This is a genomic window from Micromonospora sp. DT44, from assembly GCF_049841635.1.
GTDB lineage: Bacteria > Actinomycetota > Actinomycetes > Mycobacteriales > Micromonosporaceae > Micromonospora.
This window is the reverse complement of sequence record NZ_JBNCKS010000035.1, coordinates 1-24,226: the sequence shown is the minus strand read 5'-3', so window position 1 is coordinate 24,226 and position 24,226 is coordinate 1. Positions and strand designations below refer to the sequence as shown.

26 protein-coding genes and 1 pseudogene are annotated in these 24,226 nt (G+C 72.0%); 18 read left to right on the top strand and 9 right to left on the bottom strand.

Annotation, left to right across the window (positions count from 1 at the left end; translation table 11 throughout):
- Positions 1-5 precede the first annotated feature (5 nt).
- From ACLQ25_RS20400 to ACLQ25_RS20380, 5 genes are all read left to right on the top strand, one after another.
- A complete protein-coding gene (locus ACLQ25_RS20400; RefSeq protein WP_425732398.1) occupies positions 6-1,196 on the top strand; it encodes a mechanosensitive ion channel family protein in 1,191 nt (396 codons plus the stop codon).
- Between the two features lie 289 nt (positions 1,197-1,485).
- Positions 1,486-1,920: a phage holin family protein gene (locus ACLQ25_RS20395; RefSeq protein WP_425732397.1), complete on the top strand. Its 435-nt coding sequence runs from the start codon at positions 1,486-1,488 to the stop codon at positions 1,918-1,920.
- On the top strand, positions 1,917-2,279 hold the full coding sequence (locus tag ACLQ25_RS20390) for a DUF3618 domain-containing protein (RefSeq protein WP_425732396.1): 363 nt from the start codon (positions 1,917-1,919) through the stop codon (positions 2,277-2,279). The genes ACLQ25_RS20395 and ACLQ25_RS20390 overlap by 4 nt, the downstream gene beginning before the upstream one ends.
- The gene (locus ACLQ25_RS20385) at positions 2,276-2,548 is read left to right on the top strand and encodes a DUF4235 domain-containing protein (protein ID WP_007458126.1); all 273 of its coding nucleotides are present in this window, start codon (positions 2,276-2,278) and stop codon (positions 2,546-2,548) included. Before ACLQ25_RS20390 ends, ACLQ25_RS20385 begins: the two co-directional genes overlap by 4 nt.
- Before the next feature lie 288 nt (positions 2,549-2,836).
- Positions 2,837-3,040, top strand: coding sequence for a cold-shock protein (locus tag ACLQ25_RS20380; RefSeq protein WP_013732668.1), 204 nt, complete (start codon positions 2,837-2,839; stop codon positions 3,038-3,040).
- A 121-nt stretch (positions 3,041-3,161) separates the two neighbouring features.
- Here ACLQ25_RS20380 and ACLQ25_RS20375 read toward each other — a convergent pair whose 3' ends face one another.
- Together ACLQ25_RS20375 and ACLQ25_RS20370 are read right to left on the bottom strand one after the other, a co-directional pair.
- Entirely contained in the window at positions 3,162-3,356 is a 195-nt protein-coding gene (locus ACLQ25_RS20375) for a hypothetical protein (protein WP_425732395.1), read from the bottom strand.
- Between the two features lie 94 nt (positions 3,357-3,450).
- Complete coding sequence (locus ACLQ25_RS20370; RefSeq protein WP_425732394.1) at positions 3,451-4,434, bottom strand: aldo/keto reductase; 984 nt, start codon at positions 4,432-4,434, stop codon at positions 3,451-3,453.
- A gap of 82 nt (positions 4,435-4,516) precedes the next feature.
- Here ACLQ25_RS20370 and ACLQ25_RS20365 point away from each other — a divergent pair, with 82 nt between their 5' ends.
- Together ACLQ25_RS20365 and ACLQ25_RS20360 are read left to right on the top strand one after the other, a co-directional pair.
- Positions 4,517-5,311, top strand: coding sequence for a trans-aconitate 2-methyltransferase (locus tag ACLQ25_RS20365; protein ID WP_425732393.1), 795 nt, complete (start codon positions 4,517-4,519; stop codon positions 5,309-5,311).
- Entirely contained in the window at positions 5,308-6,330 is a 1,023-nt protein-coding gene (locus ACLQ25_RS20360) for an adenosine deaminase (RefSeq protein ID WP_425732392.1), read from the top strand. The genes ACLQ25_RS20365 and ACLQ25_RS20360 overlap by 4 nt, the downstream gene beginning before the upstream one ends.
- Before the next feature lie 321 nt (positions 6,331-6,651).
- Here the strand turns inward: ACLQ25_RS20360 and ACLQ25_RS20355 are convergent, their stop codons facing one another.
- Both ACLQ25_RS20355 and ACLQ25_RS20350 read right to left on the bottom strand, forming a co-directional pair.
- On the bottom strand, positions 6,652-8,055 hold the full coding sequence (locus tag ACLQ25_RS20355; protein ID WP_425732391.1) for a HAMP domain-containing sensor histidine kinase: 1,404 nt from the start codon (positions 8,053-8,055) through the stop codon (positions 6,652-6,654).
- Between the two features lie 29 nt (positions 8,056-8,084).
- Positions 8,085-8,774, bottom strand: a complete 690-nt coding sequence (locus ACLQ25_RS20350; protein ID WP_425732390.1) for a response regulator transcription factor — start codon at positions 8,772-8,774, stop codon at positions 8,085-8,087.
- A 73-nt stretch (positions 8,775-8,847) separates the two neighbouring features.
- Here ACLQ25_RS20350 and ACLQ25_RS20345 point away from each other — a divergent pair, with 73 nt between their 5' ends.
- On the top strand, positions 8,848-9,810 hold the full coding sequence (locus tag ACLQ25_RS20345; RefSeq protein WP_425732389.1) for an ADP-ribosylglycohydrolase family protein: 963 nt from the start codon (positions 8,848-8,850) through the stop codon (positions 9,808-9,810).
- Positions 9,811-9,911: 101 nt separating this feature from the next.
- Here the strand turns inward: ACLQ25_RS20345 and ACLQ25_RS20340 are convergent, their stop codons facing one another.
- Complete coding sequence (locus ACLQ25_RS20340) at positions 9,912-10,775, bottom strand: DUF1775 domain-containing protein (protein ID WP_425732388.1); 864 nt, start codon at positions 10,773-10,775, stop codon at positions 9,912-9,914.
- A 176-nt stretch (positions 10,776-10,951) separates the two neighbouring features.
- Between ACLQ25_RS20340 and thrS the strand changes: the two genes are divergently transcribed.
- On the top strand, positions 10,952-12,961 hold the full coding sequence (thrS, locus tag ACLQ25_RS20335) for a threonine--tRNA ligase (RefSeq protein WP_425732387.1): 2,010 nt from the start codon (positions 10,952-10,954) through the stop codon (positions 12,959-12,961).
- Positions 12,962-13,083: 122 nt separating this feature from the next.
- Here the strand turns inward: thrS and ACLQ25_RS20330 are convergent, their stop codons facing one another.
- Entirely contained in the window at positions 13,084-13,812 is a 729-nt protein-coding gene (locus tag ACLQ25_RS20330; protein WP_425732386.1) for a D-Ala-D-Ala carboxypeptidase family metallohydrolase, read from the bottom strand.
- Positions 13,813-13,988: 176 nt separating this feature from the next.
- On the opposite strand from ACLQ25_RS20330, the gene ACLQ25_RS20325 reads away from it, so the two are divergent.
- The gene (locus tag ACLQ25_RS20325; RefSeq protein ID WP_425732451.1) at positions 13,989-14,501 is read left to right on the top strand and encodes an HIT family protein; all 513 of its coding nucleotides are present in this window, start codon (positions 13,989-13,991) and stop codon (positions 14,499-14,501) included.
- A 25-nt stretch (positions 14,502-14,526) separates the two neighbouring features.
- Here ACLQ25_RS20325 and ACLQ25_RS20320 read toward each other — a convergent pair whose 3' ends face one another.
- Positions 14,527-15,009: a hypothetical protein gene (locus tag ACLQ25_RS20320; RefSeq protein WP_425732385.1), complete on the bottom strand. Its 483-nt coding sequence runs from the start codon at positions 15,007-15,009 to the stop codon at positions 14,527-14,529.
- 97 nt (positions 15,010-15,106) lie between these two features.
- Between ACLQ25_RS20320 and ACLQ25_RS20315 the strand changes: the two genes are divergently transcribed.
- On the top strand, positions 15,107-16,165 hold the full coding sequence (locus tag ACLQ25_RS20315; RefSeq protein WP_425732384.1) for an aldo/keto reductase: 1,059 nt from the start codon (positions 15,107-15,109) through the stop codon (positions 16,163-16,165).
- 159 nt (positions 16,166-16,324) lie between these two features.
- On the opposite strand, the pseudogene ACLQ25_RS20310 reads toward ACLQ25_RS20315, so the two are convergent.
- Positions 16,325-17,569, bottom strand: a pseudogene (locus tag ACLQ25_RS20310) (GTP-binding protein); the annotation flags it as partial.
- Between the two features lie 248 nt (positions 17,570-17,817).
- On the opposite strand from ACLQ25_RS20310, the gene pgsA reads away from it, so the two are divergent.
- From pgsA to ACLQ25_RS20275, 7 genes are all read left to right on the top strand, one after another.
- Positions 17,818-18,447, top strand: coding sequence for a phosphatidylinositol phosphate synthase (gene pgsA / locus ACLQ25_RS20305; protein WP_425732383.1), 630 nt, complete (start codon positions 17,818-17,820; stop codon positions 18,445-18,447).
- A 22-nt stretch (positions 18,448-18,469) separates the two neighbouring features.
- Positions 18,470-19,399, top strand: coding sequence for a phosphatidylinositol mannoside acyltransferase (locus ACLQ25_RS20300; RefSeq protein ID WP_425732382.1), 930 nt, complete (start codon positions 18,470-18,472; stop codon positions 19,397-19,399).
- Between the two features lie 16 nt (positions 19,400-19,415).
- On the top strand, positions 19,416-20,576 hold the full coding sequence (locus ACLQ25_RS20295) for a glycosyltransferase family 4 protein (protein WP_425732381.1): 1,161 nt from the start codon (positions 19,416-19,418) through the stop codon (positions 20,574-20,576).
- 82 nt (positions 20,577-20,658) lie between these two features.
- Positions 20,659-21,162 carry a hypothetical protein gene (locus ACLQ25_RS20290; RefSeq protein ID WP_425732380.1) on the top strand — a complete coding sequence of 168 codons (504 nt, stop codon included), beginning with the start codon at positions 20,659-20,661 and terminating at the stop codon, positions 21,160-21,162.
- Between the two features lie 142 nt (positions 21,163-21,304).
- Positions 21,305-22,222 carry a pyridoxal 5'-phosphate synthase lyase subunit PdxS gene (gene pdxS / locus ACLQ25_RS20285; protein ID WP_357119612.1) on the top strand — a complete coding sequence of 306 codons (918 nt, stop codon included), beginning with the start codon at positions 21,305-21,307 and terminating at the stop codon, positions 22,220-22,222.
- A complete protein-coding gene (gene pdxT / locus ACLQ25_RS20280; protein WP_425732450.1) occupies positions 22,216-22,815 on the top strand; it encodes a pyridoxal 5'-phosphate synthase glutaminase subunit PdxT in 600 nt (199 codons plus the stop codon). Before pdxS ends, pdxT begins: the two co-directional genes overlap by 7 nt.
- Before the next feature lie 258 nt (positions 22,816-23,073).
- Positions 23,074-23,826 (top strand): YebC/PmpR family DNA-binding transcriptional regulator, encoded by a 753-nt coding sequence (locus ACLQ25_RS20275; protein ID WP_425732379.1) that lies wholly within the window; start codon positions 23,074-23,076, stop codon positions 23,824-23,826.
- Positions 23,827-23,964: 138 nt separating this feature from the next.
- Here the strand turns inward: ACLQ25_RS20275 and ACLQ25_RS20270 are convergent, their stop codons facing one another.
- A complete protein-coding gene (locus tag ACLQ25_RS20270; RefSeq protein WP_425732449.1) occupies positions 23,965-24,150 on the bottom strand; it encodes a hypothetical protein in 186 nt (61 codons plus the stop codon).
- Positions 24,151-24,226: the final 76 nt, after the last annotated feature.

Here is a 24,226-nt window from a genome sequence, read left to right as displayed (position 1 = left end):
CACTCGTGCAGAGCTATCTCGAAACGACCGTCGCCGCGCTCGCCGCGGCGGCGGTCGCTCTCTTCCTGGTCGAGGTCGTCCACCGGATCACCCGGCGGTTCGGCCGCCGGTCCCTGTTGTTGACCGAGTTGACCGACCACGCGCACCGTCCCTTCCAGGTCGCCGCCACCGTCCTCGCGGTGCAGTTCGCCGCCCGCTTCACCACCGGGTACGCCGTCGGCGAGAGCTGGCGGCGGCTCCTGCTGCACCTGCTGGTGCTCTGTGTGATCGCCAGCGCCGCCTGGCTGGTGGCGGCCCTGTTGATCGTCGTCGAGGACACCGCGCTCGCCCGGTTCCGGGTCGACGTGCCCAACAACCGGCACGCCCGGCGGGTGCGTACCCAGGTGGTGATGCTGCGCCGGCTGACCGTCGCGGTGATCGTCATCCTGACCGTCGGCGTGATGCTGATGACGTTCCCGAGCGTGCGCGGCATCGGCGCCGGTGTGCTGACCTCCGCCGGCGTCGTCGGTGTGGTGGCCGCCCTGGCCGCCCAGAGCCTGCTCGGCAACGTCTTCGCCGGGCTGCAACTCGCCTTCAGCGACGCGGTCCGCCTCGACGACGTGGTGGTCGTCGAGGGGGAGTGGGGTCGGATCGAGGAGCTGACCCTCAGCTATGTCGTGGTCCAGATCTGGGACGATCGGCGGCTGATCCTGCCCACCTCGTACTTCACCAGCAAGCCGTTCCAGAACTGGACCCGTACCGAGGCGGCGGTGCTCGGCACCGCCGAGTTCGACGTCGACTGGGCCGTGCCGGTGCAGACGATGCGGGAAGAGCTGCGCCGGCTCGTCGAGGGCACCGAGCTGTGGGACGGCCGGGTCTGCGTCCTCCAGGTCACCGACGCCACCGGCGGGATGGTGCGGCTGCGCGCGCTGGTCAGCGCCGCCGACGCGGGCAGTCTGTGGGACCTGCGCGCCCTCGTGCGCGAGCACCTGGTGGCCTGGATCCGGGACAACCGGCCCACCGCCATGCCCCGCGTACGCACCGAACTGGGCGACGCCACCAGCAACCTGTCCTGGCAGTGGGTGCAGCCCAGGCGACCCCAGACCCGACGCCCGTCCGACACCGAGGCCCCCGACGACGCCCGCGTCTTCGGCGGCAGTGACGACGGCGACGCCCGCAGCGAAGCCTTCGTAGGCCCCGAAGAATCCCGCCCCTAACTCCCGGCGTCGTTCACCCCGTTGATCATGAAGTTATTGCCTCTCGCTTCGGCGTGTCCTGGCAATAACTTCATGATCAGCGCGAATGGAAAGGGTGGGGTCTGGGGAGGTTTGGTTGGGGTTGCGCGGGGGATGTGCTGCCGGACGTCTCTGCCGTGATCGGAGTGATCCACGCCAGCTTGTCGGCGCGGCATCCGGACAACGGCGACAGGTCGCCGCACCTCGAGTTTTAGGATTGACGGGCGACGACTCCGGGCATACAGCGCGGTGATGAGGAAAGGAGGACAGCATGGCTGACGTGGCGAATGCCCGCACATCCCGCAATGGGAGCGAGCCCTCCACCGCCGAGCTGGTGCAGCGGGCCACCGAACAGGTATCCCGTCTGGTACGGGACGAACTGGCGCTGGCCCGGGCGGAGTTGACCCAGAAGGGCAAGCACGCCGGCATCGGGATCGGCCTGTTCGGCGGCGGCGGGGCGCTGGCGTTCTACGGCCTGGGGGCGCTCGTCGTCACCGCCATCCTGCTGTTGGATCTGGTGCTGCCCGCCTGGGCCGCCGCGCTGATCGTGGCGGTGGCGCTCTTCCTGGTGGCCGGCATCCTCGCACTGGTGGGCAAGAAGCAGGTCAGCCGTGCGGTCCCACCGGTGCCGGCGGCGACGGTCCGCAGCCTCCGTGCCGACGTGGACACCGTGACCGCCGCCGTGAAGGACAGGGGACGGGCATGACGGGCAACGGAACGGGCGACACGGAGGCCCTGCGCGAGGAGATCCGCCGTACCCGGGTGGAGCTGGGCGAGACCATGGAGGCGTTGGCCGCCAAGGCGGACGTCAAGGCCCGCCTGAAGGAGTCCGCCGAACAGGCGAAGGAGCGGATGCGCGAGCAGGCGGCGCAGACCGTGGCCCGGGTCCGCGGGCAGGCTGCGCGCGGCGCCGGGATGGCCCGCGCCCAGGCGTACGACAAGGGCGGCCTGGTCCGCGAGAAGAGCGAGCTGGTTCGACGCAACCCGGTGCCGTGGGCGGCGATCGCCGCCGGCGCGGTGGCCACCGTGGTGGTGCTGATGATCGTGCGGGGGAGGCGTAGGTGAGCAGGAGCATCGGCAAGGTCGCGTACCGGCCGGTCGGCGTGTTGTTGGGTATCGCCGCGGGTACGGTGGCCGGCGCGATCTTCCGGCAGGTCTGGAAGGTCACGGCGGGCGACGGCGAAGCGCCGAACGCCACCGACGAGGACCGCGGTTGGGGCGAGATCCTGGCCGCCGCGGCGTTGCAGGGGGCCATCTTCGCGGTGGTCCGTGCCGCCGTGGACCGGGGCGGAGCGGTCGGTGTCCGCCGGATGACCGGCCACTGGCCGGACTGACCGACGCATAGACGTCAGGCCCCCTTCCCTATCGACGGGAAGGGGGCCTTTCGCACGACTCGGAACGCCGCCCAGCGACCTGAGTCATCCGTCAGGTCACATGTCGGAGAAATTCGTCGGACAGGTCGTGCAGACTTTTTGCGTACGTGATTTGCTGTTCCACGCTGTTGCGAGATGGCGTGGGTTGAGAGAAGTCTCCTTCGTGGAGGCCGCCTCAGACGCCGCTGCTCGAAAACGGCCAATCGGCCGCACGGCGTGCACGGCCGCCAGTTTTAGAAGGAGATACACATGGCGCAGGGAACCGTGAAGTGGTTCAACGCTGACAAGGGCTTCGGCTTCATCACCGTCGACGGCGGGGGTGCTGACGTGTTCGTCCACTTCTCGGCCATCCAGTCCAGCGGCTACCGCACGCTGGAGGAGAACCAGCGGGTGGAGTTCGAGATCGCCCAGGGTCAGAAGGGCCCGCAGGCCGAGCAGGTCCGTCCCCTCTGACACATCTGGCCGGCCCCCGCCGGTCAGGGCTCGTTGAAGTGAAGCCCCGTATCCCGCACCGGGATGCGGGGCTTTCCACGTCCACCGCTCACCCGCTCGCGCCGGCGACCAGGCTGGCTTCTCACAGTCGGCGTCGCGAGCGCAGTCCCAACCAGAGCGCCACCAGCCCGGCGGCGGCCACGATCGGGCCCACCACCACCCAGAGCGTCTCGTCGGTCATCGGGCTGCCGCTGACGTAGCCGAGGCCCTGCACCGTCCACACCGCACCGATCACCACGGCCAGCAGGCCGAGGGTGAGTGTCAGCCAACCCCTCATCGCGCACCCTCCTCGCCGCCTCGGGCGGCACGCCGCCCCGGGTGTCCAGCATCGTCGTACCGGAGGCGCGATGCGAGCACCCGGGGTCGGCGGCTCACCACCGGTCGTGCACCTGCGGGCGGATCAGCTCGTCGTAGACCTCGCGTACGCCGGCCAGTTGGGCGGTCGTGAGTGGCGGCAGGTCCGCCGCGGCGGCGTTGCGCCGCGCCTGCTCGGCGTCGCGCGCGCCCGGGATGACGACGGTGACGCCGGCCTGGTCCAGCACCCACCGCAGCGCGAACTGCGCCATGGTGCGGTCGGCGTCGACAAGCGGCGCGAGCCGGCGTACGGCCGCGAGCCCCTGCGTGTAGTCGACGCCGGAGAACGTCTCGCCCACGTCGAACGCGGCGCCGTTCCGGTTGTAGTTGCGGTGGTCGTCGGCGGGGAACTCGGTGTGCTCGTCGTACCGGCCGGAGAGCAGGCCACTGGCCAGCGGCACCCGGGCGATGATCCCGACGCCGGCCTCGGCGGCCGCCGGCAGCACCTGCTCCAGCGGCTTGTGCCGGACGGCATTGAGGATGATCTGGACGCTGGCCACGCCGGGCCGGGCGATGGCGGTCAGCGCCTGGTCGCAGGTCTCCACGCTGACGCCGTACCCCGCGATGGCCTTCTCCGCGACGAGGGTGTCCAGGGCGTCGAAGACCGCGTCGTCGGCGAAGACGGCGATCGGCGGGCAGTGCAGTTGGACCAGGTCCAGGGTGTCCATCCCGAGGTTGGCCCGGGACCGGTCGGTCCACTGCCGGAAGTTGGCCATGGTGTACGCCTCGGGCCGCTGCTCGACGCGCCGGCCCATCTTGGTGGCGACGGTCAGCCCGGCGTCCGGCCGGGAGCGCAGGAAGCGGCCGATCAGCTGCTCGCTGCGGCCGTCGCCGTACACATCGGCGGTGTCCAGGAAGGTGACTCCGGCGTCCACGGCGGCGGTGAGCACGGCCATGGCGTCGGCCTCGCTGACCGTTCCCCAGTCGGCGCCGAGCTGCCAGGCGCCCAGGCCGACCACTCCGACGGTCCGGCCGAGCCGGTTGAAGCTGCGCTGTTCCATGCCCCGAGCCTAGTGATCGGGTTGCCGGGCTGCCACGCGAGTCGTACCGTCAACAAGACGGACGTACGGTTTGGAGGCGACGATGTGGGATCCGACGACGTACCTGCGCTACTCCGACGAGCGCTCCCGCCCCTTTTACGACCTGCTCAGCCGGGTCCCCGCCGTCCGGCCCCGCACGGTGGTCGACCTCGGCTGCGGTCCCGGGCAGCTCACCGCCACCCTGGCCGAACGCTGGCCGGACGCCCGAGTCGTCGGCCTGGACTCCGCGCCCGAGATGATCGACCGCGCGCGGGCCCTGCCGACCCCGGTCGAGTTCGCCGTCGCCGACCTGCGCGACTGGCGTCCAACCGGTGACGAGGACGTGGTGGTCACGAACGCGGCACTGCAATGGGTGCCCGGCCACCAGGAACTGCTGCGCCGCTGGGCCGTCGAACTGCCCGCCGGCGCCTGGCTCGCCATGCAGGTCCCCGGCAACTTCGACGCCCCGTCACACCGGGCACTGCGCGAGGTCGCCGGTCTCCCGGCCTGGCGGGCCGAGCTGGCCCCGCTCCAGCGGGCCGACCCCGTCGACGACCCGGCCGACTACGCGGACCTGCTGACCACCGCCGGCTGCGCGGTGGACGCCTGGGAGACTACCTACGTGCACCTGCTGCCGGCCGATCCCGCCGCCGACCACCCGGTACTGGCCTGGATGGAGGGCACCGCGCTGCGACCCGTCCGGGCCGCGCTGGACGCCGCCGGCTGGTCGGCCTTCCGGGCCGAGCTGGGGGTACGCCTCGACGCCGCGTACCCGGTGCGGCACGGTCAGGTGTCCTTCCCGTTCCGCCGCGTCTTCGTCGTCGCCCGTACCGGCGCCCCCGTACAGGAGAACCCGTGACCGATCTGACCACCTTCATCGCCGGTCTGCCCAAGGTGGAGCTGCACGTGCACCACGTCGGCTCCGCCTCGCCCCGGATCGTCGCCGAGCTGGCCGCCCGCCACGAGGGCAACACCCCCGTCCCGGCCGACCCGGACGCGCTCGCCAGCTACTTCGAGTTCCGCGACTTCGCGCACTTCATCGAGGTCTACCTGAGCGTCGTCGACCTCATCCGGGACCCGGAGGACGTCTGGCTCCTCACCCACGAGGTGGCCCGGGAGTTGGCCCGCCAGCAGGTCCGGTACGCCGAGCTGACCATCACCCCGTACTCGCACGTGCGGCGGGGCATTCCCGCGCCGGCGTTCTGCGAGGCGATCGAGGACGCCCGCAAGCGCGCCGCCGCCGACTTCGGCCTCGACCTGCGCTGGTGCTTCGACATCCCGGGCGAGGCCGGCCTGCCGGCTGCCGAGGAGACGCTGCGCATCGCCCTGGACGAGCGCCCCGACGGGCTGGTCAGCTTCGGTCTCGGCGGCCCCGAGATCGGCGTACCCCGGCCGCAGTTCCGGCCCTACTTCGACCAGGCCCGCGCGGCCGGACTGCACTCGGTGCCGCACGCCGGCGAGACCACCGGCCCGCAGACCATCTGGGACGCCCTGCACGAGCTGGGCGCGGAGCGGATCGGGCACGGCATCTCCGCCGCACAGGACCCGGAGCTGCTCACCTACCTCGCCGAGCGGCAGATCGGGATGGAGATCTGCCCGACCTCGAACGTGCGGACCCGGGCGGTGGCCAACCTCGACGAGCACCCGCTGCCCCGGCTGGTCGAGGCCGGGCTGCTGGTCACCATCAACTCCGACGACCCGCCGATGTTCGGCACCACCCTCAACGACGAGTACGCGGTGGCGGCCCGACTGCTCGGTGCGGGCCCGGGGGAGTTGGCCGCGCTGGCCCGCAACGCGGTGACCGCGTCCTTCCTCGACCCGGCCGGCAAGCAGCGGATCATCGAGGAGATCAACGCGTACGTGGCCGAAGCCGGCTGAGGTACCCGTTGAGCGGGGCGCGCGGCGGGAGCGTGGGTGTGGGGGGACCTGAGACTCCCGCCGCGCGCACGGCTCCACCGGCCGGTGGGTGCGCGGTGCGCTGGCCGGTGGAACTGGTGGGTTCGTGCACTGATCCTGTCAGCCCGCAAGCGGCTGACCGCGCTCGTTAACCTCGATCTAAGGAAGACTTGTGCCGCCGCACAGCCCCGGCCCGCCCGGCCGATCGGAGCGTGCCCGTCAACCGATCGGCCGGGCGGGCCTCGGCCGTCGGTCGACAGTGCTCGGTCGTCGGTCGGGCGGTCCTCGCCCGCCGGTGGACGTTCAGTCGTCGGTGGGGCGCTGGCGGGGCCAGCGACGACCGCTGCTCTTCTGATCCCGGGCGTCGCGGGCCATCCGGCCCACCAGGCCGAACCGGTTGACCTGCCGGGGCGTCGCCTCGGGGTCGGCGAGCAGCATCACCACGCTGGCGCCGCCCAGCCGGGCCCGGTCGATGCTCACCGAGCCGTTCGCCTGCAATGACACCCGCTTGGCGATGTCCAGGCCGAGCCCGGTCGAGCCCTGGTCGCTGGCGCCCCGCCGCAGCGCCCGATCCGGGTTGGCGATCCCCGGGCCGGCGTCGTCGATCCGGATCGCCACGTACCCGTCGCGGCGGGACACGGCGACCTCGAACGCCGTACCCTGCGGCGTGTAGCGGAAGACGTTGCCGATCACCGCGTCCAACGCGGCGGCCAGCTCGGCCCGCGGCACGGGCGCGGGGATGCGCAGTTGCGCCCCGGTGACCCGGTGTGGCCGGTTCTGGTCACCGGCCAGCGCCGCCCAGAACACCATCCGGTCCCGGACCACCTCGCTGACGTCGCACATGGCCGGGCCGGCCTCGTGCGCCACCGCCTTGCGGGTGGTCTTGATCAGCACGTCGATCTCACCCTCCAGGGTGACGATCGCCTGCCTGATCCGCCGGATCCCGCGCAGCCGGTCCAACTCCGCCGGGCTGAACGAACCCACGCTCGTGTCGTCGGACTCCAGCGCCTCCGCGTCCAGACGCAGCACGGTCAGCGGCGTCCGCAACCGGTGCGACAGGTCGGCCACCAGCTCTCGCTCGTCCGTGCGGGCCGCGTCCAGCCGGTCGGCCATCCGGTTGAAGGCGAACCCGGCCTCCGCCAGCTCGCGCGGGCCGGTCGGGTCCACGCGTACGCCCTGGTCGCCGTCGCCGATGGCCAGGGCGGCCTTGACCAGCCCCTGGGTGGCGTCCACCGCACGGGCGGCCACCCGGTCGACCACCAGCACCGCCGCGCCCACCATCGCCGCGCCCACCGCGAACAGCAGCAGCCACGTGCCGCCGGCTCCCTCGCTCAGCGCCGAGTCCGGTACGAACACCTCGACCACGGCCGTCCGGTCACCCAGGACCACCGGGTCGAGCCGCACCACCCCGCCGTCGACGTCGGTGACCAGCGAGCGGCGGTCGGCGCGGGCCCGGTCCAGATCGGCGCCACCGGCGCGGCCCGCGGACTCGTCCAGCCCCAACCCGTACACCACCGGCCGGACGGCGGCATCGTCGCCGCTGGCCACGACGGCCCGTTCGACCACCGCGCGGTCCGTGCTCACCGCCAACGCGCCGGTGACCAGCGCGCTGCGTCGGGCCGCGTCGGCGATCGCCTCCTCGCGCGTCTGCTCGCGCAGGCTCAACCCGAGCGGGATCAGGAACGCGAGCGCGACGAGGCTGCACATGCCGGCCGTGAGCAGGGCCAGCGCCGTCCTCAGTCCGGTGCCACCAGCCGGAACCCGACCCCCCGCACGGTGCGCAGGTAGCGCGGCTTCGCCGCGGACTCGCCCATCTTTCGGCGAAGCCAGTACAGGTGTACGTCGATGGTCTGATCCTCGCCGACCGATGGCTGCCGCCATACCTCCTCCAAGAGTTCCCGGCGGGACACTACCCGCCCGGGTCGTGCGGCGAGATACGCCAGCAGGTCAAATTCCTTACGGGTCAGCGCCAGCGGCTCCCCGTCGAGATGGGCGCTGCGCTCACCGACGTCCACCCGCAGCCCGCCGACGGTGTGCACCGCCGGCTGCACCGTCCGGCTGGCCCGTCCGGCGCGCCGCAGGACCGTGGTGATGCGGGCGTCCAGGTGCGCGCCCGTGAACGGCTTGACCATGTAGTCGTCGGCCCCGGCGCGCAGCAGCCTGACCACCGACTGCTCGTCGTCGCGCGCGGTGGCGATGATGATCGGGATGTCGGTGATGCCGCGCAGCATCCGCAGCGCGTCCGACCCGTCCAGATCGGGCAGGCCCAGGTCCAGCACCACCAGGTCGGGCGTCTCCGCAGCGACCCTTCGCAGCGCGTCCAGGGCGGTGCCCACGGCGTGCACGGCGTGCCCCCGGTCAGCGAGGGACCGCAGCATCGCGCCGCGTACGACGTGATCGTCTTCGACCAGGAGCACGGAGGCCACGACAAGACGGTACTTGGCCTGGCAAGTTGATCGCGTTGCGACGTACCCGGGAAGCGGGCAAGCTGGTACGACGATGTCCTTCACCCTGTTCGCCGACGCTCGGCTGGCGCTCGCCCGGGACAGTCTCGCCGGCCTCTCCACCGGTGACGCGCTCGGCGAGCGGTACGCCCCGCCGGCCCCGGCCGTCGTTCCCGGCGACGACGTGCTCGGCGCGTGGACCGGCCCGTCGGGCGTGACCGATCCCGGCGCGGGCATCCTGCCACCGGCACCGTGGTCCTGGACCGACGACACCGAGATGGCCTGCTCGGTCGTCGCCGAACTGGCCGCGGCGGGCACCATCGACCGGGACCGGCTGGCGTTCGCCGAGCGCTGCGACGCGCGACGCGGCTACGGCGCGGGCGCGATGCTGATCCTGCGGTTGATCCGCAGCGGCACCCCGTGGCCGGTGGCCGCCGCGTCCGCCTTCGACGGGCAGGGCTCCTGCGGCAACGGGGCAGCCATGCGGGTGGGTCCGCTGGGCGCGTACTTCGCCGACTCCACGGCCCGCGCGGCCGCGCAGGCACGCGCCTCGGCCGAGGTGACCCACGCGCACCCCGAGGGGACCGCCGGCGCGGTCGCCGTGGCGGTGGCCGCCGCGCTCGCCGCCCGGGCCCGCCTCGACGGCCACCGACCGGCCCCGGCCCGGCTCCTCGCCGGGGTCGCCGCCGTGGTCGACGCGGGCACCGAGGTGCACCGTGGCGTACACACCGCCGTCGGGCTGCTCGGCCGCCCGCTGTCCCGCGTGGTGGCCGCGCTCGGCAACGGCGCCCGGGTGACCGCCCAGGACACCGTCGCGTTCACGCTCTGGGTGGCCGCGACACACCTCGACGACTACCCGGCGGCGATCCGGACCTGCGTACGCGCCGGCGGCGACGTGGACACCACGGCCGCCATCGCGGGGGCGGTGGTGGCGGCGTACACCGGGGTCGGCACCCCGGGCGGCGTCCCCGACGCGTGGCTGGCCGCCCGCGAGCCGCTACCCGCCTGGCTGCCCTGACGGCCAGGGCCGCGCCGGGCTGGGTTTGATCGACTCGGGTTCCCGGAAATCGGGCTGTCCGCGAGCCTCGGATGCCGCGGTTTCCAGGAACCTGGGGTGGATCAGCGGGCGGCGGACACCGGCTCGTCCGCGCGGCGGGTGACCTCGGCGAGGGAAGGTGGCTCGTCGCCGCTGCCGGTCACCTCGTCGAGCGCCTCGGCCTGGTCCGGGTCGCGTCGACGCCAGCGACTGACCACCCAGCCGATCGCCGCGCCGCCGCCCAGCCCGGCCAGTAGGCCGGCGGCCAGCATCCCGTCGGCGTTGCCGGATTCCTCGTCGCTCTCCCGGCCGACCGGTGCGGGATTCAACCCACTGTCCCCGGCGGCGGGTCCGCCGGCCGCGGGCGCCCCGTGGCCGCCGCCGTGCGCGGCCGGTCCAGCGGCGCCCGGAACCGCCGGCAGCAGCGTCAGCGCCGGCGCGCGGTGGTCGCCGTCGGCATCCGCCCACCGGACGACCGTGCCGTCGGCGTACGTCTGGACGACCTCGAACGTGAGCCGCTCGGCCTGCGGCAACGGGCCCATGGACAGGGCCAGCTTGGCCGGGCCGGTCGCACCCGGGCCGACGCGGACCCACGTCACCGCCGTGGTCACGGTGCTCACCCCGGAGGAGTGGATGCCCGCCACCGGCTTGTCCAGGGTCTTGGAGTCGATCCTGGGCGCCCAGCCGTCGACCGACATCGGGTAGACCTCGGCCACCGGCGCGTCGGCCGGCAACCGGATCTCGATCTGCTTGGTCGTCGTGCCGGCGCGCTCCTCGGGCACGCTGAACTCCAGCCGTACGGCGTCGCCCTGCCGTGCCTCCGTCGGGGTGGTCGTCACGTCCGCGGCCTGCGCCGCCGCAGCGGGCCAGAGCAGCAGCCCGGCCGCGGTCAGCGCGGTCACCGCCGCGATCCGCCGCGGACGGTCACCGCCGTGCGTGCTCGCCATCTCGTGCCCCCATCCGTCTCGGCGCGACCGGCACCGGTTTCCGGCCACACCAGGTAGTTCGGATTCGAGGCGCGAAAGGTTCAACGCGAGCCGTCCGGAAGGTGCCGACGTCGCGACCGATAGCATCGGCAGGAGCCGAGGACCGGCACCGTTTCGTACCGCTTGGAGGAGTCACCGTGTCCGCACCCCGTACCCCCGCCGTGGCCGACCCCGTCGTCGTCGCCGCCGGGACGACGGCGGCCGACGCGGTGGCCGCGGCCGGACTGCCCGCGAATGGCCCCAAGGCGATCGTCGTGGTCCGCGATCCGCAGGGCCAGCTCCGCGACCTGGACTGGACGCCGGCCGAGGACACGACCGTCGAGCCGGTCAGCCTGGACTCGCCGGACGGGCTCAACGTGCTGCGGCACTCCACCGCGCACGTCCTCGCCCAGGCCGTCCAGGACGTCTTCCCCGAGGCCAAGCTGGGCATCGGGCCGCCGATCGAGAACGGCTTCTACTACGACTTCGATGTCGACAAGCCGTTCCAGCCCGATGACCTCAGCAAGCTCGAGAAGCGCATGCAGGAGATCATCAAGTCCGGGCAGCGGTTCCGTCGCCGCCGCTTCGGCAGCCTCGACGAGGCGCGCGCCGAGCTGGCCGACGAGCCGTTCAAGCTGGAGTTGATCGAGGTCAAGGGCGAGGGCCTGGACACCGACGAGGTGATGGAGGTGGGCGGCGGCGAGCTGACCATCTACGACAACCTCGACGCCAAGGAGGACAAGGTCTGCTGGTCGGACCTGTGTCGGGGCCCGCACCTGCCGACCACCCGCCTGATCGGCGCGTTCAAGCTGATGCGCTCGGCCGCCGCGTACTGGCGCGGTTCGGAGAAGAACCCCCAGCTCCAGCGGGTGTACGGCACCGCGTGGCCGACCCGGGACGAGCTGAAGGCGTACCTGAAGCTGTTGGAGGAGGCCGCCCGGCGCGACCACCGCAAGCTCGGCGCGGACCTGGACCTGTTCAGCTTCCCCGACGAGATCGGCTCCGGCCTGGCGGTCTTCCACCCCAAGGGCGGCATCATCCGTCGGGAGATGGAGCACTACTCGCGGCGGCGGCACGAGGAGGCGGGATACGAGTTCGTCAACACTCCGCACATCACCAAGGCGCAGCTGTTCCACACCTCCGGTCACCTGCCGTACTACGCGGACACGATGTTCCCGCCCATGCAGCTTGAGGGCGCGGACTACTACCTCAAGGCGATGAACTGCCCGATGCACAACCTGATCTTCAGGTCGCGCGGGCGGTCGTACCGGGAGCTGCCGCTGCGGATGTTCGAGTTCGGCACCGTCTACCGGTACGAGAAGTCCGGCGTGGTGCACGGCCTGACCCGGGTCCGGGGTCTGACCCAGGACGACTCGCACATCTACTGCACCCGCGAGCAGATGGCCGGTGAGCTGTCCACGCTGCTGAGCTTCGTGCTCGACCTGCTGCGCGACTACGGCCTGGACGACTTCTACCTGGAGCTGTCGACCCGCGACGACTCGCCCAAGTTCATCGGCGCGGACGAGGACTGGGCGGAGGCCACCGAGGCGCTGCGTACCGCCGCCGCGACCTCCGGCCTGGCGCTGGTGCCCGACCCGGGTGGCGCGGCGTTCTACGGGCCGAAGATCTCCGTGCAGGCCCGCGACGCGATCGGCCGGACCTGGCAGATGTCCACTATCCAGGTCGACTTCAACCAGCCGGAGCGCTTCGGGCTGGACTACCAGGCCGCCGACGGCAGCCGCCAGCGTCCCGTGATGATCCACCGGGCGCTGTTCGGGTCGATCGAGCGGTTCTTCGGTGTGCTCACCGAGCACTACGCGGGCGCGTTCCCGGCCTGGCTGGCCCCGGTGCAGGTGGTCGGCATCCCGATCCGCGAGGACCACACCGACTACCTGCACGGTTTCGTCGCGGCGCTGCGCGCCGAGGGCATCCGGGCGCAGGTGGACGCGGGCGACGACCGGATGCAGAAGAAGATCCGGACGGCGCAGCAGCAGAAGATCCCGTTCATGGTGATCGCCGGTGACGACGACGTGGCCGCCGGCACCGTCTCCTTCCGCTACCGCGACGGCTCGCAGCGCAACGGTGTGCCGATCGCCGAGGCGGTGACCCACATCCTGGACGTGGTCACCTCTCGCACCAACATCGGCCCGTCCGCCGCCGCGAAGTAGCCCCGCGCGCCGCGCGTCATGATCGTGCTCGATCCATGAAGTAGTGGCCTCCCGAAGCGGGGAGGCCACTACTTCCATGTTCGAGCGCGATCATCGCCCGGGCGGCGGCCCGAGCGATCGGGTCAGATACCGCAGTTCGGCGCTGACCAGCCGCCGACCGCCGCCACGTGGGTGTGGTCGTTGTGGTCCGGGTAGCCGGGGCCGAGGATCTGGCCGAAGCCGTGGTAGCGGGCCTGCTGGGCGAGCCGGCAGAACGACGGTGAGCCGACCAGGTCGACCGCGTCGCCGTAGAGGTGCCGGCTGTTCGACGCCCCGCCGACCGCGCTGTTGCAGGCGTAGCTGCGGAAGCTGCTGCTGATCGCGATGGGTACGTCGCCGAGGGCGCGCCGCAGCGCCTGGAGCTTCCACATCGAGACGAGCGCGTTGGCGCGGGCGGTGCTCGCCGAGACCGCGCCGCCGGACCAGGTGCTGTTGCAGTTGTTCAGCTCGGCATAGCTGAAGTTGGCGGGTGTGCAGTCGTCGTCCTGGAGCGCGTAGAGCCGGTTGAAGGTGTTCGGGCCGGCGATTCCGTCCGCGCCCAGCCCGTACGCCTGCTGGAAGCGGATCACCGCCGACCGTGTGGCCGGGCCGAACGCGCCGTCGATGGTGAGCACGGCGGCGTAACCGGGGTAGCCGGCGACGCGGATCTGCAGTTGCCGGACGTCCTCGCCGGACATCCCCTGGGACAGGGTGCGACCCCAGGTGTAGCAGCCGTCGGCGTGCGCGGCGCTGGAGGTGAGAGTGACCCCGGTCACGGTGGTGACGGCGGCCAGCGCGAGCGCCGCGAGGATCCTGCCGAGCTGACGGATCATGAAGCTCTCCATCCATCGATCTAATGAAATGAATGAATGGAAGTTTCAGGGCTGAGTCTCGACTCCGTCAAGAAGTTGCAGCAGCGAGTTTCCGGTCACGGGTGTCGCGGCCCGCCGGCCCGGCTCCGTAGGATCGGCTCGTGACAGGGGCGGAGCGACACACGGACAGCGGCGGCATGGCGGACGGCCTCGAACGGCTCTGGACGCCGCACCGGATGACCTACATCTCGGGTGAGGACCGCCCCGCCGAGGGCTACGAGAAGCCGATCGGCTGCCCGTTCTGTCTCGCCCCCGGGCTGCCCGCCGAGGAGAGCCTCGTGGTGGCCCGCGGCGAGCACGTCTTCGTCGTGCTCAACCTCTACCCGTACAACCCGGGGCACCTGCTGGTCTGCCCGTACCGGCACGTCGCCGACTACACCGACCTCGACGAGGCGGAGACCGTGGAGCTGGCGTCCCACACCCAGACCGCGATGCGGGTGATCCGCAAGGTGAGCAACGCGCACGGCTTCAACCTCGGCATGAACCAGGGTGGCGTCGCCGGCGCCGGCATCGCCGCCCACCTGCACCAGCACGTGGTGCCGCGCTGGGGCGGCGACGCGAACTTCATGCCGGTGATCGGCCGTACCAAGGTGCTGCCGCAGCTGCTGCACGACACCCGCGACCTGTTCGCCCGCGCCTGGCCGTCCTGACCGCGCGGCGTCCGCGCCGGGCCGGCTAGTCGGCGCGCAGCAGCGGAACCAGCTCCGGCCAGCTCTCCACCCGGTGTACGAGCGGCAGCAGCGCGGCGTACGCGGCGACCTGCGCCGGGCGGGGTCGGAACAGGAACCGGTGCGGCACCGAGTCGAGGTAGCCCAGCACCTCCAACTTGTCGTCCACGAAGTGGGTCAGGCCGAGCCGCCGGGCGATCGGCGCCTTGGCCGGACGGGTCCGGCAGAAGTGCATCCGCTCGACCGGGATCCCAGTGCGGGCCGTGAAGTCGTGGTGCGCCAACCACTGGAGGGTCCGCCGCTCGGTGGACTCGCCGCACTTCGAGACCAGGTGCACCTCGTCGAACGCCGGCCCGAGCGCCGCGAGCGCGTCGAACGCGCCGTCGACCATGGGCGTACGCAGGTAGTGCGCGCCGAAGAAGGAGGTGTCGGCGTCATCGTCGGCCGGTTCGATGAGCACCCCACCGATGTCCACGCCCAGCCGTCGCATGGCGACGATCATGCCGCACGCCGTCGGCGCGCGCGTACCGCGTTTCCGCGTCGGTGGTTGCTACACCCCGGCCCGTCGAAGGTGGCACGATCGGCCGATGGCAGTCACGACACGGATGTTGGGGCGCAGCGGCATCGAGGTCAGCGCCCTCGGCATGGGGTGCTGGGCGATCGCCGGCCCCTGGGCGGAGGGCAGCCAGCCGTTGGGCTGGGGCGCGGTCGACGACGACGAGTCGGTGCGGGCCGTACGCCGCGCGCTCGAGCTGGGCGTGACCCTCTTCGACACCGCCGACACGTACGGCGCGGGGCACGGCGAGCGGGTGCTGGGCCGGGCGCTCGCCGGCCACCGGGACGACGCCGTGATCGCCACCAAGTGGGGTTACACGTTCGACGAGGCGACCCGGCAGGCCACCGGCGAGGACGCGTCACCGGCGTACCTGCGGCGGGCCGTCACCGCCTCGCTGCGCCGGTTGGGCACCGACCGGATCGACCTGTACCAGCTCCACCTGGCCGACCTGCCCGTGCGCCGGGCGGAGGCGTTGTTCGCCGCCTGCGAGGATCTCGTCGCCGAGGGCCTGATCCGGGCGTACGGGTGGAGCACCGACCGCGCCGACCGGGCCGCCGCGCTCGGGCCGGCCGCCCCGGGGGCCACCGCCGTGCAGCACGCCCTGTCCGTGCTGCGCGACGCCCCCGAGGTGCTCGCCGTCTGCGACAAGTACGACCTGGCCAGCATCGACCAGGGGCCCCTCGGGATGGGACTGCTCACCGGCAAGTACACGGCCGCGTCCACGCTGCCCCGTGACGACGTACGCGGGTTGACGCCGGGCTGGCTGGAGTGGTTCCGCGGCGGCCGGCCGGCGCCGGAGTGGCTGCGCCGGGTCGGAGCGGTCCGTGCCGCGCTGACCGCCGACGGTCGTACCCTCGCCCAGGGCGCGTTGGGCTGGATCTGGGCCCGCAGCGGGCGGACCATCCCGATCCCGGGTTGCCGTACCGTCGCCCAGGTCGAGGAGAACGCGGCGGCACTGCACCGCGGCCCGCTGCCGGCGGACCAGTTCGTCGAGGTGGAACGCCAACTAGCCGCCCTGCGCACGGCGGCCCTCCGGGACGCCGACCGCCCCCACTGGCCCCGCCCCACCCACCCGACGGTCCACCCGTGACCTTTGGCGGGCTGCCCTGTCGATGTTCTGTGGAGCGGTATACCTCAGAGGTATGAATATGACTCTGAGGTATACCGCCGACGACGGTATCCGCTTCCACGCAGGTGCCCGAGGGTAGCCGGCCCCGGCGTAAGGTCAGGTGTTAGCCGTCCAGGACGTCTCCCACGACGCGATCAGCAGCGGGTCGTCCTCGGCCGAGATGGTGTCACCGGTCTTCGCGCCGGGTGACGTGGTGATCGCGCAGATGTCACCGGCCACGCAGTGCGGCACCGTGCGCAGGGTCGCGCCCAGCGGCGTGTGGATGTGCCCGACCCTCTCGTCGGCGTCGTGGTCGGGATGCCCCCGCTCAGCCGTGCCGTGCCCGCGCACGTGCACTGTCGCGTCGGGGCGCAGCGTGCCGGTGAAGACCCGGACCAGCGAGACCCGGCCGACGTGCTGATCGACGGTGGTCTTGACGACCTCGGCGACGAGCGGGCCGTCCGGGTCGCAGCTCAGCGGCGGGCGGGGGGAGCCGTCCACGCCGGTGACCGCCGGCAGCTCGCGCTCCAGCGGTGACGGGAACGCGGCGGTCAGCACCTCCAGCAGCGCGTCCAGGCCGACGCCGGTCTCGGCGCAGACGGGCACCACCGGATAGAAGTGGGCCCGGGCCACGGCCTTCTCCAGGTCGTCGACGAGCACCTTGTCGCTGATCTCCTCGCCGTCGAGGTAGCGGTCCATGAGGGTGTCGTCCTCGCTCTCGGCGATGATCCCCTCGATCAGCTCGTCCCGGGACTCGTCGATGGCCCGCTGGTGCTCCGGGTCGGGGGCGCGTACGTCGGCGGGCAGCCCGGCGGTGTAGTCGAAGACCCGGCGGGTGATCAGCCCGAGCAGCCCCTCGGTGGAGACGCCGTCGTCGCCGAGCATCGGCAGGTAGAGGGCCATCACATTGTCGCCGAAGAGCCGCTGGCAGAGCGCCACCGTCTCGTCGAAGTCGGCGCGGGGCGCATCGAGACGGGCCACCGCGACAGCGCGCGGCATGTCGAGCGCGGCGCACTCCTCCCACCGGGCGACGGTGGCCGCGTCCATACCGTCGGAAGCCGAGACCACGAACAGCGCGGCGTCGGCGGCCCGCAGGCCGGCGCGCAACTCACCGACGAATTCGGCGTCACCGGGGGTGTCCAGCAGGTTGACCTTGATGCCGTCGTGCAGCAGGGATGCGCAGGACAGACCCGCCGAGGGTTGCTGGCGTACGGCGGCGGGGTCGTGGTCGCCCACGGTCGTGCCGGTCGCGGCGAGCAACGCCTCGACGAGCGTTGTCTTGCCCGCGCCGGAGTGACCGACGAGCACCACGTTGCGTATCCGCGCGGGGTCGGTCACCACCGGCGTGCCGCCGGTGGTGACGTTGTCCTGATGTTCCTGCGCCATGGTGGCGCACCTCCCTCAGCCGGTGGTGGCGACCGCCGCGCGAGATGGAAGCGGCCCGGGGCGAGTGCGCGGCAATATCCTCCGGCGGTCTGCTCCGAAGTGAAAAACCAACGGGCGGGTGGGTGAGCTGGGTCACCTTCCGGCTCGATCTCACACCCGTTGCCGGACACGCACAAGCTTGCCCCGGGCGGGTCGCCGGGACCGGCGTTATGGCCGGAGCTGGGCGGACCGTTATCGTGGGGACCGCCATGGCGAAGATCTTCCAAGTGTCGGCCCGCGCGGGGATGACCCGCGTCGTCGAGCCGATTGCCCGCGCCCTGCTGCGCGCGGGCGTCACCCCCAATGTCGTCACCGTCGCGGGCACCGTTGGTGTGCTCGTCGGCGCGCTCGGCTTCGGTGCCCGCGGCCATCTGGTCGCGGGCGCGTTGATCGTGACTCTGTTCGCGTTGACCGACCTGCTCGACGGGACGATGGCCCGGATGAGCGGCGGTTCCACCCGATTCGGCGCGTTCCTCGACTCAAGCATGGACCGGGTCGCCGACAGCGCTGTCTTCGGCGCGGTGGCGTACTGGCTGGCCACCCAGGGTGACCACTCGGGCGTCGCCGCCGCGCTGCTCTGCCTGGCCGCTGGCGGGCTCGTCTCGTACGTGAAGGCGCGTGCCGAGGGGCTGGGCATGACCTGCAACGTGGGCATCGCCGAGCGCACCGAGCGACTGCTGATCGTCGGTGTCGGCGGGATCCTCACCGGCGTGGGCGTGAAGCCCGCGTTGGAGATCGCGCTCTGGCTGTTGGCCGCCATCTCGATCTTCACGGTGGGGCAGCGCATGGCGCACGTCTACCGCCAGGCCCAGCAGCTCCAGCCGGACGGTCAGGCGTGAGCGCGACCGGCGGCCGGGCCGCGTGAACCTCACCGAGCTGGGCTACGTCGCTGGCTGGCGGCTGGTCCGCGCGCTGCCCCGGCCGCTGGTGGCGGCGGCGTTCGCGAAGGGCGCGGACCGCGCGCACCGCCAGGGCGGCGGGAGTACGACTCGACTGCGCGCCAACCTGCGCCGAGTTATCGGCCCGGAGGTGCCCGAGGCCGAGCTGGACGACCTCGTGCGGCGTGGCCTGCGCTCGTACGCCCGGTACTGGATGGAGGCGTTCCGCCTGCCGTCGTTGAGCCGGGCGCAGATCCTGTCCGGGTTCCATCTCGACGGCGCGGAGCTGCTGGCCGCCGACGTGGCCGCCGGCCGGGGCGCGGTGGTGGCGCTGCCGCACGCCGGCAACTGGGACGCGGCGGGCGCCTGGGTGGCGGCCTCCGGCTGGCCCATCACCACCGTCATGGAGCGGCTCAAGCCGGAGGGGCTCTACAAGCGTTTCGTGGCGTTCCGCGGGAAGCTGGGGATGGAGATCCTGCCCACCCACGGCGGCCCGCGTCCGGCGTTCGACGTGCTGCTGGACCGCCTGCGCTCAGGGGCGATCGTGCCGCTGCTGGCCGACCGGGACCTGTCGGCCCGTGGCGTCGAGGTGGACTTCTTCGGCGCGAAGACGCGCATGCCCGCCGGCCCCGCGCTGCTCGCGATACACACCGGTGCGCCGCTCTACGTGGCCTCGATGTGGTACGAGCAGGACAGGGCGTGTGCGTCGCTCGCCGGCCCGCTGCCGGTGCCCGGGCCGGAGGCGGGGCCGCTGGACGTGCGGGTCCGGTCGCTGACCCAGATGATCGCCGACCGTCTGGCGGCGGGTATCGCCCGGCATCCGCAAGACTGGCACATGTTGCAGCGGATGTGGCTGGACCAGCGCGGCGCGGGGGGCACGGATCTGCCGGCGTCTACCTCGGGTCGGTCCTGAAGGGGGTGGCTGACGCATGCGGATCGGTATCGTCTGCCCGTACTCCTTCGACGTGCCCGGCGGCGTGCAGAACCACGTCGTGGACCTCGCCGAGACGCTGATCACCCTCGGGCACGAGGTCAGCGTGCTCGCGCCGGCCGACGAGGACGCCGACCTGCCGGAGTACGTGGTGTCGGCCGGTCGGGCGGTGCCGCTGCCGTACAACGGGTCGGTGGCCCGGATCGCGTTCGGCCCGGTCTCCACGGCCCGGGTCCGACGGTGGCTCACCAACGGTGACTTCGACGTGCTGCACGTGCACGAGCCGCTGACGTTGAGCCTGTCCCTGCTGGCGGTGCTGTCGGCGCGTGGGCCGGTGGTGGCCACCTTCCACACGGCGATGACCCGCTCGCGGGTGCTGGCGGCCGCGCAGGGCGTGCTGCAGATCGTGTTGGAGCGGATCACCGCCCGGATCGCGGTGAGCGCGCTGGCCCGCAAGGTCCAGGTCGAGCACATGGACGGCGGGGCGGTGGAGGTCCCCAACGGGGTGGCGGTGGCGAAGTTCGCCCACGCCGAGCCGCTGCCGGAGTGGCCGGGGGAGTGCGGGCCGGGCACCGGCGGCACGCTGGGCTTCCTGGGGCGGTTCACGGAGGCGCGCAAGGGTTTCCCGGTGCTGCGGGACGCCTTCGTGGCGCTGGCGGCGACCCGCCCGGGCCTGCGGCTGCTGGTAGCCGGCCCGGGTGACCCGGACGACCTCTACGACCAGTTCCCGGCCGAGCTGCGGGATCGGGTGACCTTCCTCGGTCTGGTCTCCGAGCCGGACAAGGCGCGGATGCTGCGCAGCGTGCACCTCTACGTGGCGCCGAACACCGGCGGCGAGTCGTTCGGGATGATCCTCACCGAGGCGTTGGCCGCCGGCACCACGGTCGTGGCGAGCGACCTGGACGCGTTCCGCCGGGTGCTCGACGGTGGGCGGGCGGGACGGTTGTTCCCGACCGGCGACGCGGTGGGGCTGCGGGACGCGCTGTCCGAGTTGCTCGACGATCCGGGAGCACGGGCCGCGCTGACGGCCTGCGGTGATCAGGTGGTGGCGAATTTCGACTGGCCCATGGTTGCCCGCCGTGTTCTGGAGGTATACGCAGCGGCGATCGAGGCGACCGACGGACGGGTCATCGACCAGGAATGGGTGGGGCTGGGCTGAGCCGGAGTGACCGATGGTGCGCTGGTGACGCCGGTGACGAGCGGCGACGCGCGCGATGGAGGAGAAACGGAGCAGCACTACGATGCCGCACATGTGGTGGGTGGTGGCCGCGAGTGTGCTCGTGGGGGTGCTTGCGGCGTACCTCATCTGGACCGCCGGCCGGGTCGAGCGGCTGCAGGCCCGCGCGGAGCTTGCGGCGCGGGCCCTCGACGCCCACCTGTTGCGCCGGGCGGCGGCCGCCGCGGTGCTGGCGGAGCGGCGGTTCGGCGTCGAGCTCTACGCGGCGGCCCGGATCGCGCTCGACGCCGTGCCGGACGAGCGGGAGGCGGCGGAGAACGACCTGACCCGGCAGCTACGCACGGTGCGGTTGGATCCGGGCGACGCGGACTGCACGGCGGTCATCGCGGCGAGTCGCCGGCTCGCGTTGTCCCGGCAGGTGCACACCGACCTGGTCCGCGACGCCCGGTCGGCGCGTAGCCGTCCGCTGGTGCGGTTGTTGCGGATGGGGCGGGGCCGTGAGTGGCCGCGCTACTTCGACATCGACGATCCGACGCTCGTCGTGCCGGCGGACGTGCCGGCCGGCTGACCAGGTCGAAAGCGATGCCGGCGGACCGTGAGCGGGGCCACAGAGCAGGCCACCGGGGGTCTGATTGGCTGTCGAAACGGCGTTGCGCCGTGCGTAGCATTTTCGCTGCCACCGCCGCCGCACGTTCTAGGAGCGCCGATCCGTGTCCGACACCACCGCATCGACCACCGGTACCGCCCCCGTCGTCGGCACGGCCCGCGTGAAGCGGGGCATGGCCGAGATGCTCAAGGGCGGCGTGATCATGGACGTCGTCAACGCCGAGCAGGCCAAGATCGCCGAGGACGCCGGCGCGGTCGCGGTGATGGCGTTGGAGCGGGTGCCCGCTGACATCCGCGCGCAGGGCGGGGTGTCCCGGATGAGCGACCCCGACATGATCGACGGCATCATCTCGGCGGTCTCGATCCCGGTGATGGCCAAGGCCCGCATCGGCCACTTCGTCGAGGCGCAGATCCTCCAGTCGCTGGGCGTGGACTACGTCGACGAGTCCGAGGTGCTGACCCCGGCCGACTACGCGAACCACATCGACAAGTGGGCGTTCACGGTGCCCTTCGTCTGCGGCGCGACCAACCTGGGCGAGGCGCTGCGCCGGATCACCGAGGGCGCGGCCATGATCCGCTCCAAGGGCGAGGCCGGCACCGGTGACGTCTCCAACGCCACCACCCACATGCGGAAGATCCGGCAGGAGATCCGCCGGCTGTCGTCGCTGCCGGCCGACGAGCTGTACGTGGCGGCCAAGGAGTTGCAGGCCCCGTACGAGCTGGTCAAGGAGGTCGCCGAGAGCGGCAAGCTTCCGGTCGTGCTGTTCACCGCCGGTGGGATCGCCACCCCGGCGGACGCCGCGATGATGATGCAGCTCGGCGCGGAGGGCGTGTTCGTCGGCTCCGGCATCTTCAAGGCCGGTAACCCGGCGCAGCGGGCCGCCGCGATCGTCAAGGCCACCACCTTCCACGACGACCCGGACGTGCTGGCCAAGGTCTCCCGTGGTCTGGGTGAGGCGATGGTCGGCATCAACGTCGACGAGATTCCCCAGCCGCACCGCCTGGCCGAGCGCGGCTGGTGAGCGTGATCGGCGTTCTCGCGCTGCAGGGTGACGTGCGCGAGCATGTGGCGGCGCTGACCGCGGCGGGCGCGGACGCCCGTCCGGTCCGCCGCCCGGGCGAGCTGGACGCGGTCGACGGTCTGGTGATCCCCGGCGGCGAGTCCACCACCATCAGCAAGCTCGTCGACATCTTCGAGATGCGCGAGCCGATCGACAAGCGGATCGCCGACGGCATGCCCGTCTACGGCTCCTGCGCCGGCATGATCATGTTGGCCACCGAGGTGCTGGACGGCCGCGCCGACCAGCGCGGTTTCGCCGGCATCGACATGACGGTACGGCGCAACGCGTTCGGGCGGCAGGTCGACTCGTTCGAGGCGCCGGTGGAGATCACCGGCGTGGCGGGCGACCCCTTCCACGCGGTGTTCATCCGCGCGCCGTGGGTCGAGCGGGTCGGCCCGGCCGTCGAGGTGATCGGCACGGTGAGCGGCGGCCCGGCTGCCGAGCGAATCGTGGCGGTCCGGCAGGGCAACCTGCTGGCCACCTCCTTCCACCCCGAGCTGACGGGCGACCTGCGCCTGCACGCGTACTTCGTCGAGTTGGCGCGCACCGCCTGAACGGCCGACGCCGCCTCGCGGGCATGGATCGGGCCCCCAGGCCGTTGGTCTGAGGGGCCCCGACGCCGCGCCGCTGCCCCGCGCGGGTCCCGGGTGTGACATGGCGGGGCGTGACCTCGGTAAGATTGCCGCGGTTCGGCAGGGCCGTCACCCGGCGCGGCACTTCCCGCGGGGCCGACCGGCCGCCGGACCGCCGGATGCGGCGCGGAATCGGTGCGGCAGTCGACGCAGGCGTGCAATGACAGACGGAGGTAGAAGATGTCCGGCCACTCAAAGTGGGCGACCACCAAGCACAAGAAGGCCGTCATCGACGCCAAGCGCGGCAAGATGTTCGCCAAGCTGATCAAGAACGTCGAGGTGGCTGCGCGGACCGGCGGCGGCGACCCCTCCGGCAACCCGACACTCTTCGACGCCATCCAGAAGGCGAAGAAGAGCTCGGTGCCGAACGACAACATCGACCGCGCCGTCAAGCGCGGCTCCGGTCTGGAAGCCGGCGGCGCCGACTGGCAGACGATCATGTATGAGGGGTACGGCCCGAACGGTGTGGCCATGCTGATCGAGTGCCTCACCGACAACCGCAACCGGGCGGCCACCGAGGTGCGCACCGCGCTGACCCGCAACGGCGGCTCGCTCGCCGACGCCGGCTCGGTGTCGTACATGTTCTCCCGCAAGGGCGTGGTGATCGTGCCCAAGGAGGGCACCAGCGAGGACGACATCATGATGGCCGTCCTCGACGCTGGCGCCGAGGAGGTCAACGACCTCGGTGAGGCGTTCGAGGTGGTCTCCGAGCCGACCGACCTGATCCCGGTGCGGACGGCGTTGCAGGACGCCGGCATCGAGTACGAGTCGGCGGAGTCCTCCCTGATCCCCAGCATGAACGTGCCGCTGGACGAAGAGGGCGCCCGCAAGATCTTCAAGCTGATCGACGTCCTGGAAGACTGCGACGACGTGCAGAACGTCTACGCGAACTTCGACGTGTCCGACGACGTGATGGCCGCCGTCGACGCGTGAGGTCCGGCCTCCGTCCGCCGGGCGCGTGATCGACTCGACTTCACGGAAACCGGGGTGTCCGCCACACGCGGACACCCCGCTTTCCGTGAACCGGAGTCGATCAAATGCCCGGCCTGGCCTTGAGCGGCCTGACCTGTGTCAGCGCTCCCTTGCCCGCGATCTGACGACCGGTCGCAGTCCGGCGGGCCGTACGAAGATCGACCGTCGGGCGATCGCGTCCATTCTCGGTCCGACCTCGTAGCCGTCGAGCCAGACCCACCCGTCGTAGGTGGGCCAATCGAGCACGCGGATGACGCGGAACAGGATCGGTCGGCTGAACTGGATACTGAGGTGATCTCAGCAAGATTCGGCGGCCGAGTGGGGATGACACGGGCGTAACGTCCATACCGGACGGCGTTGG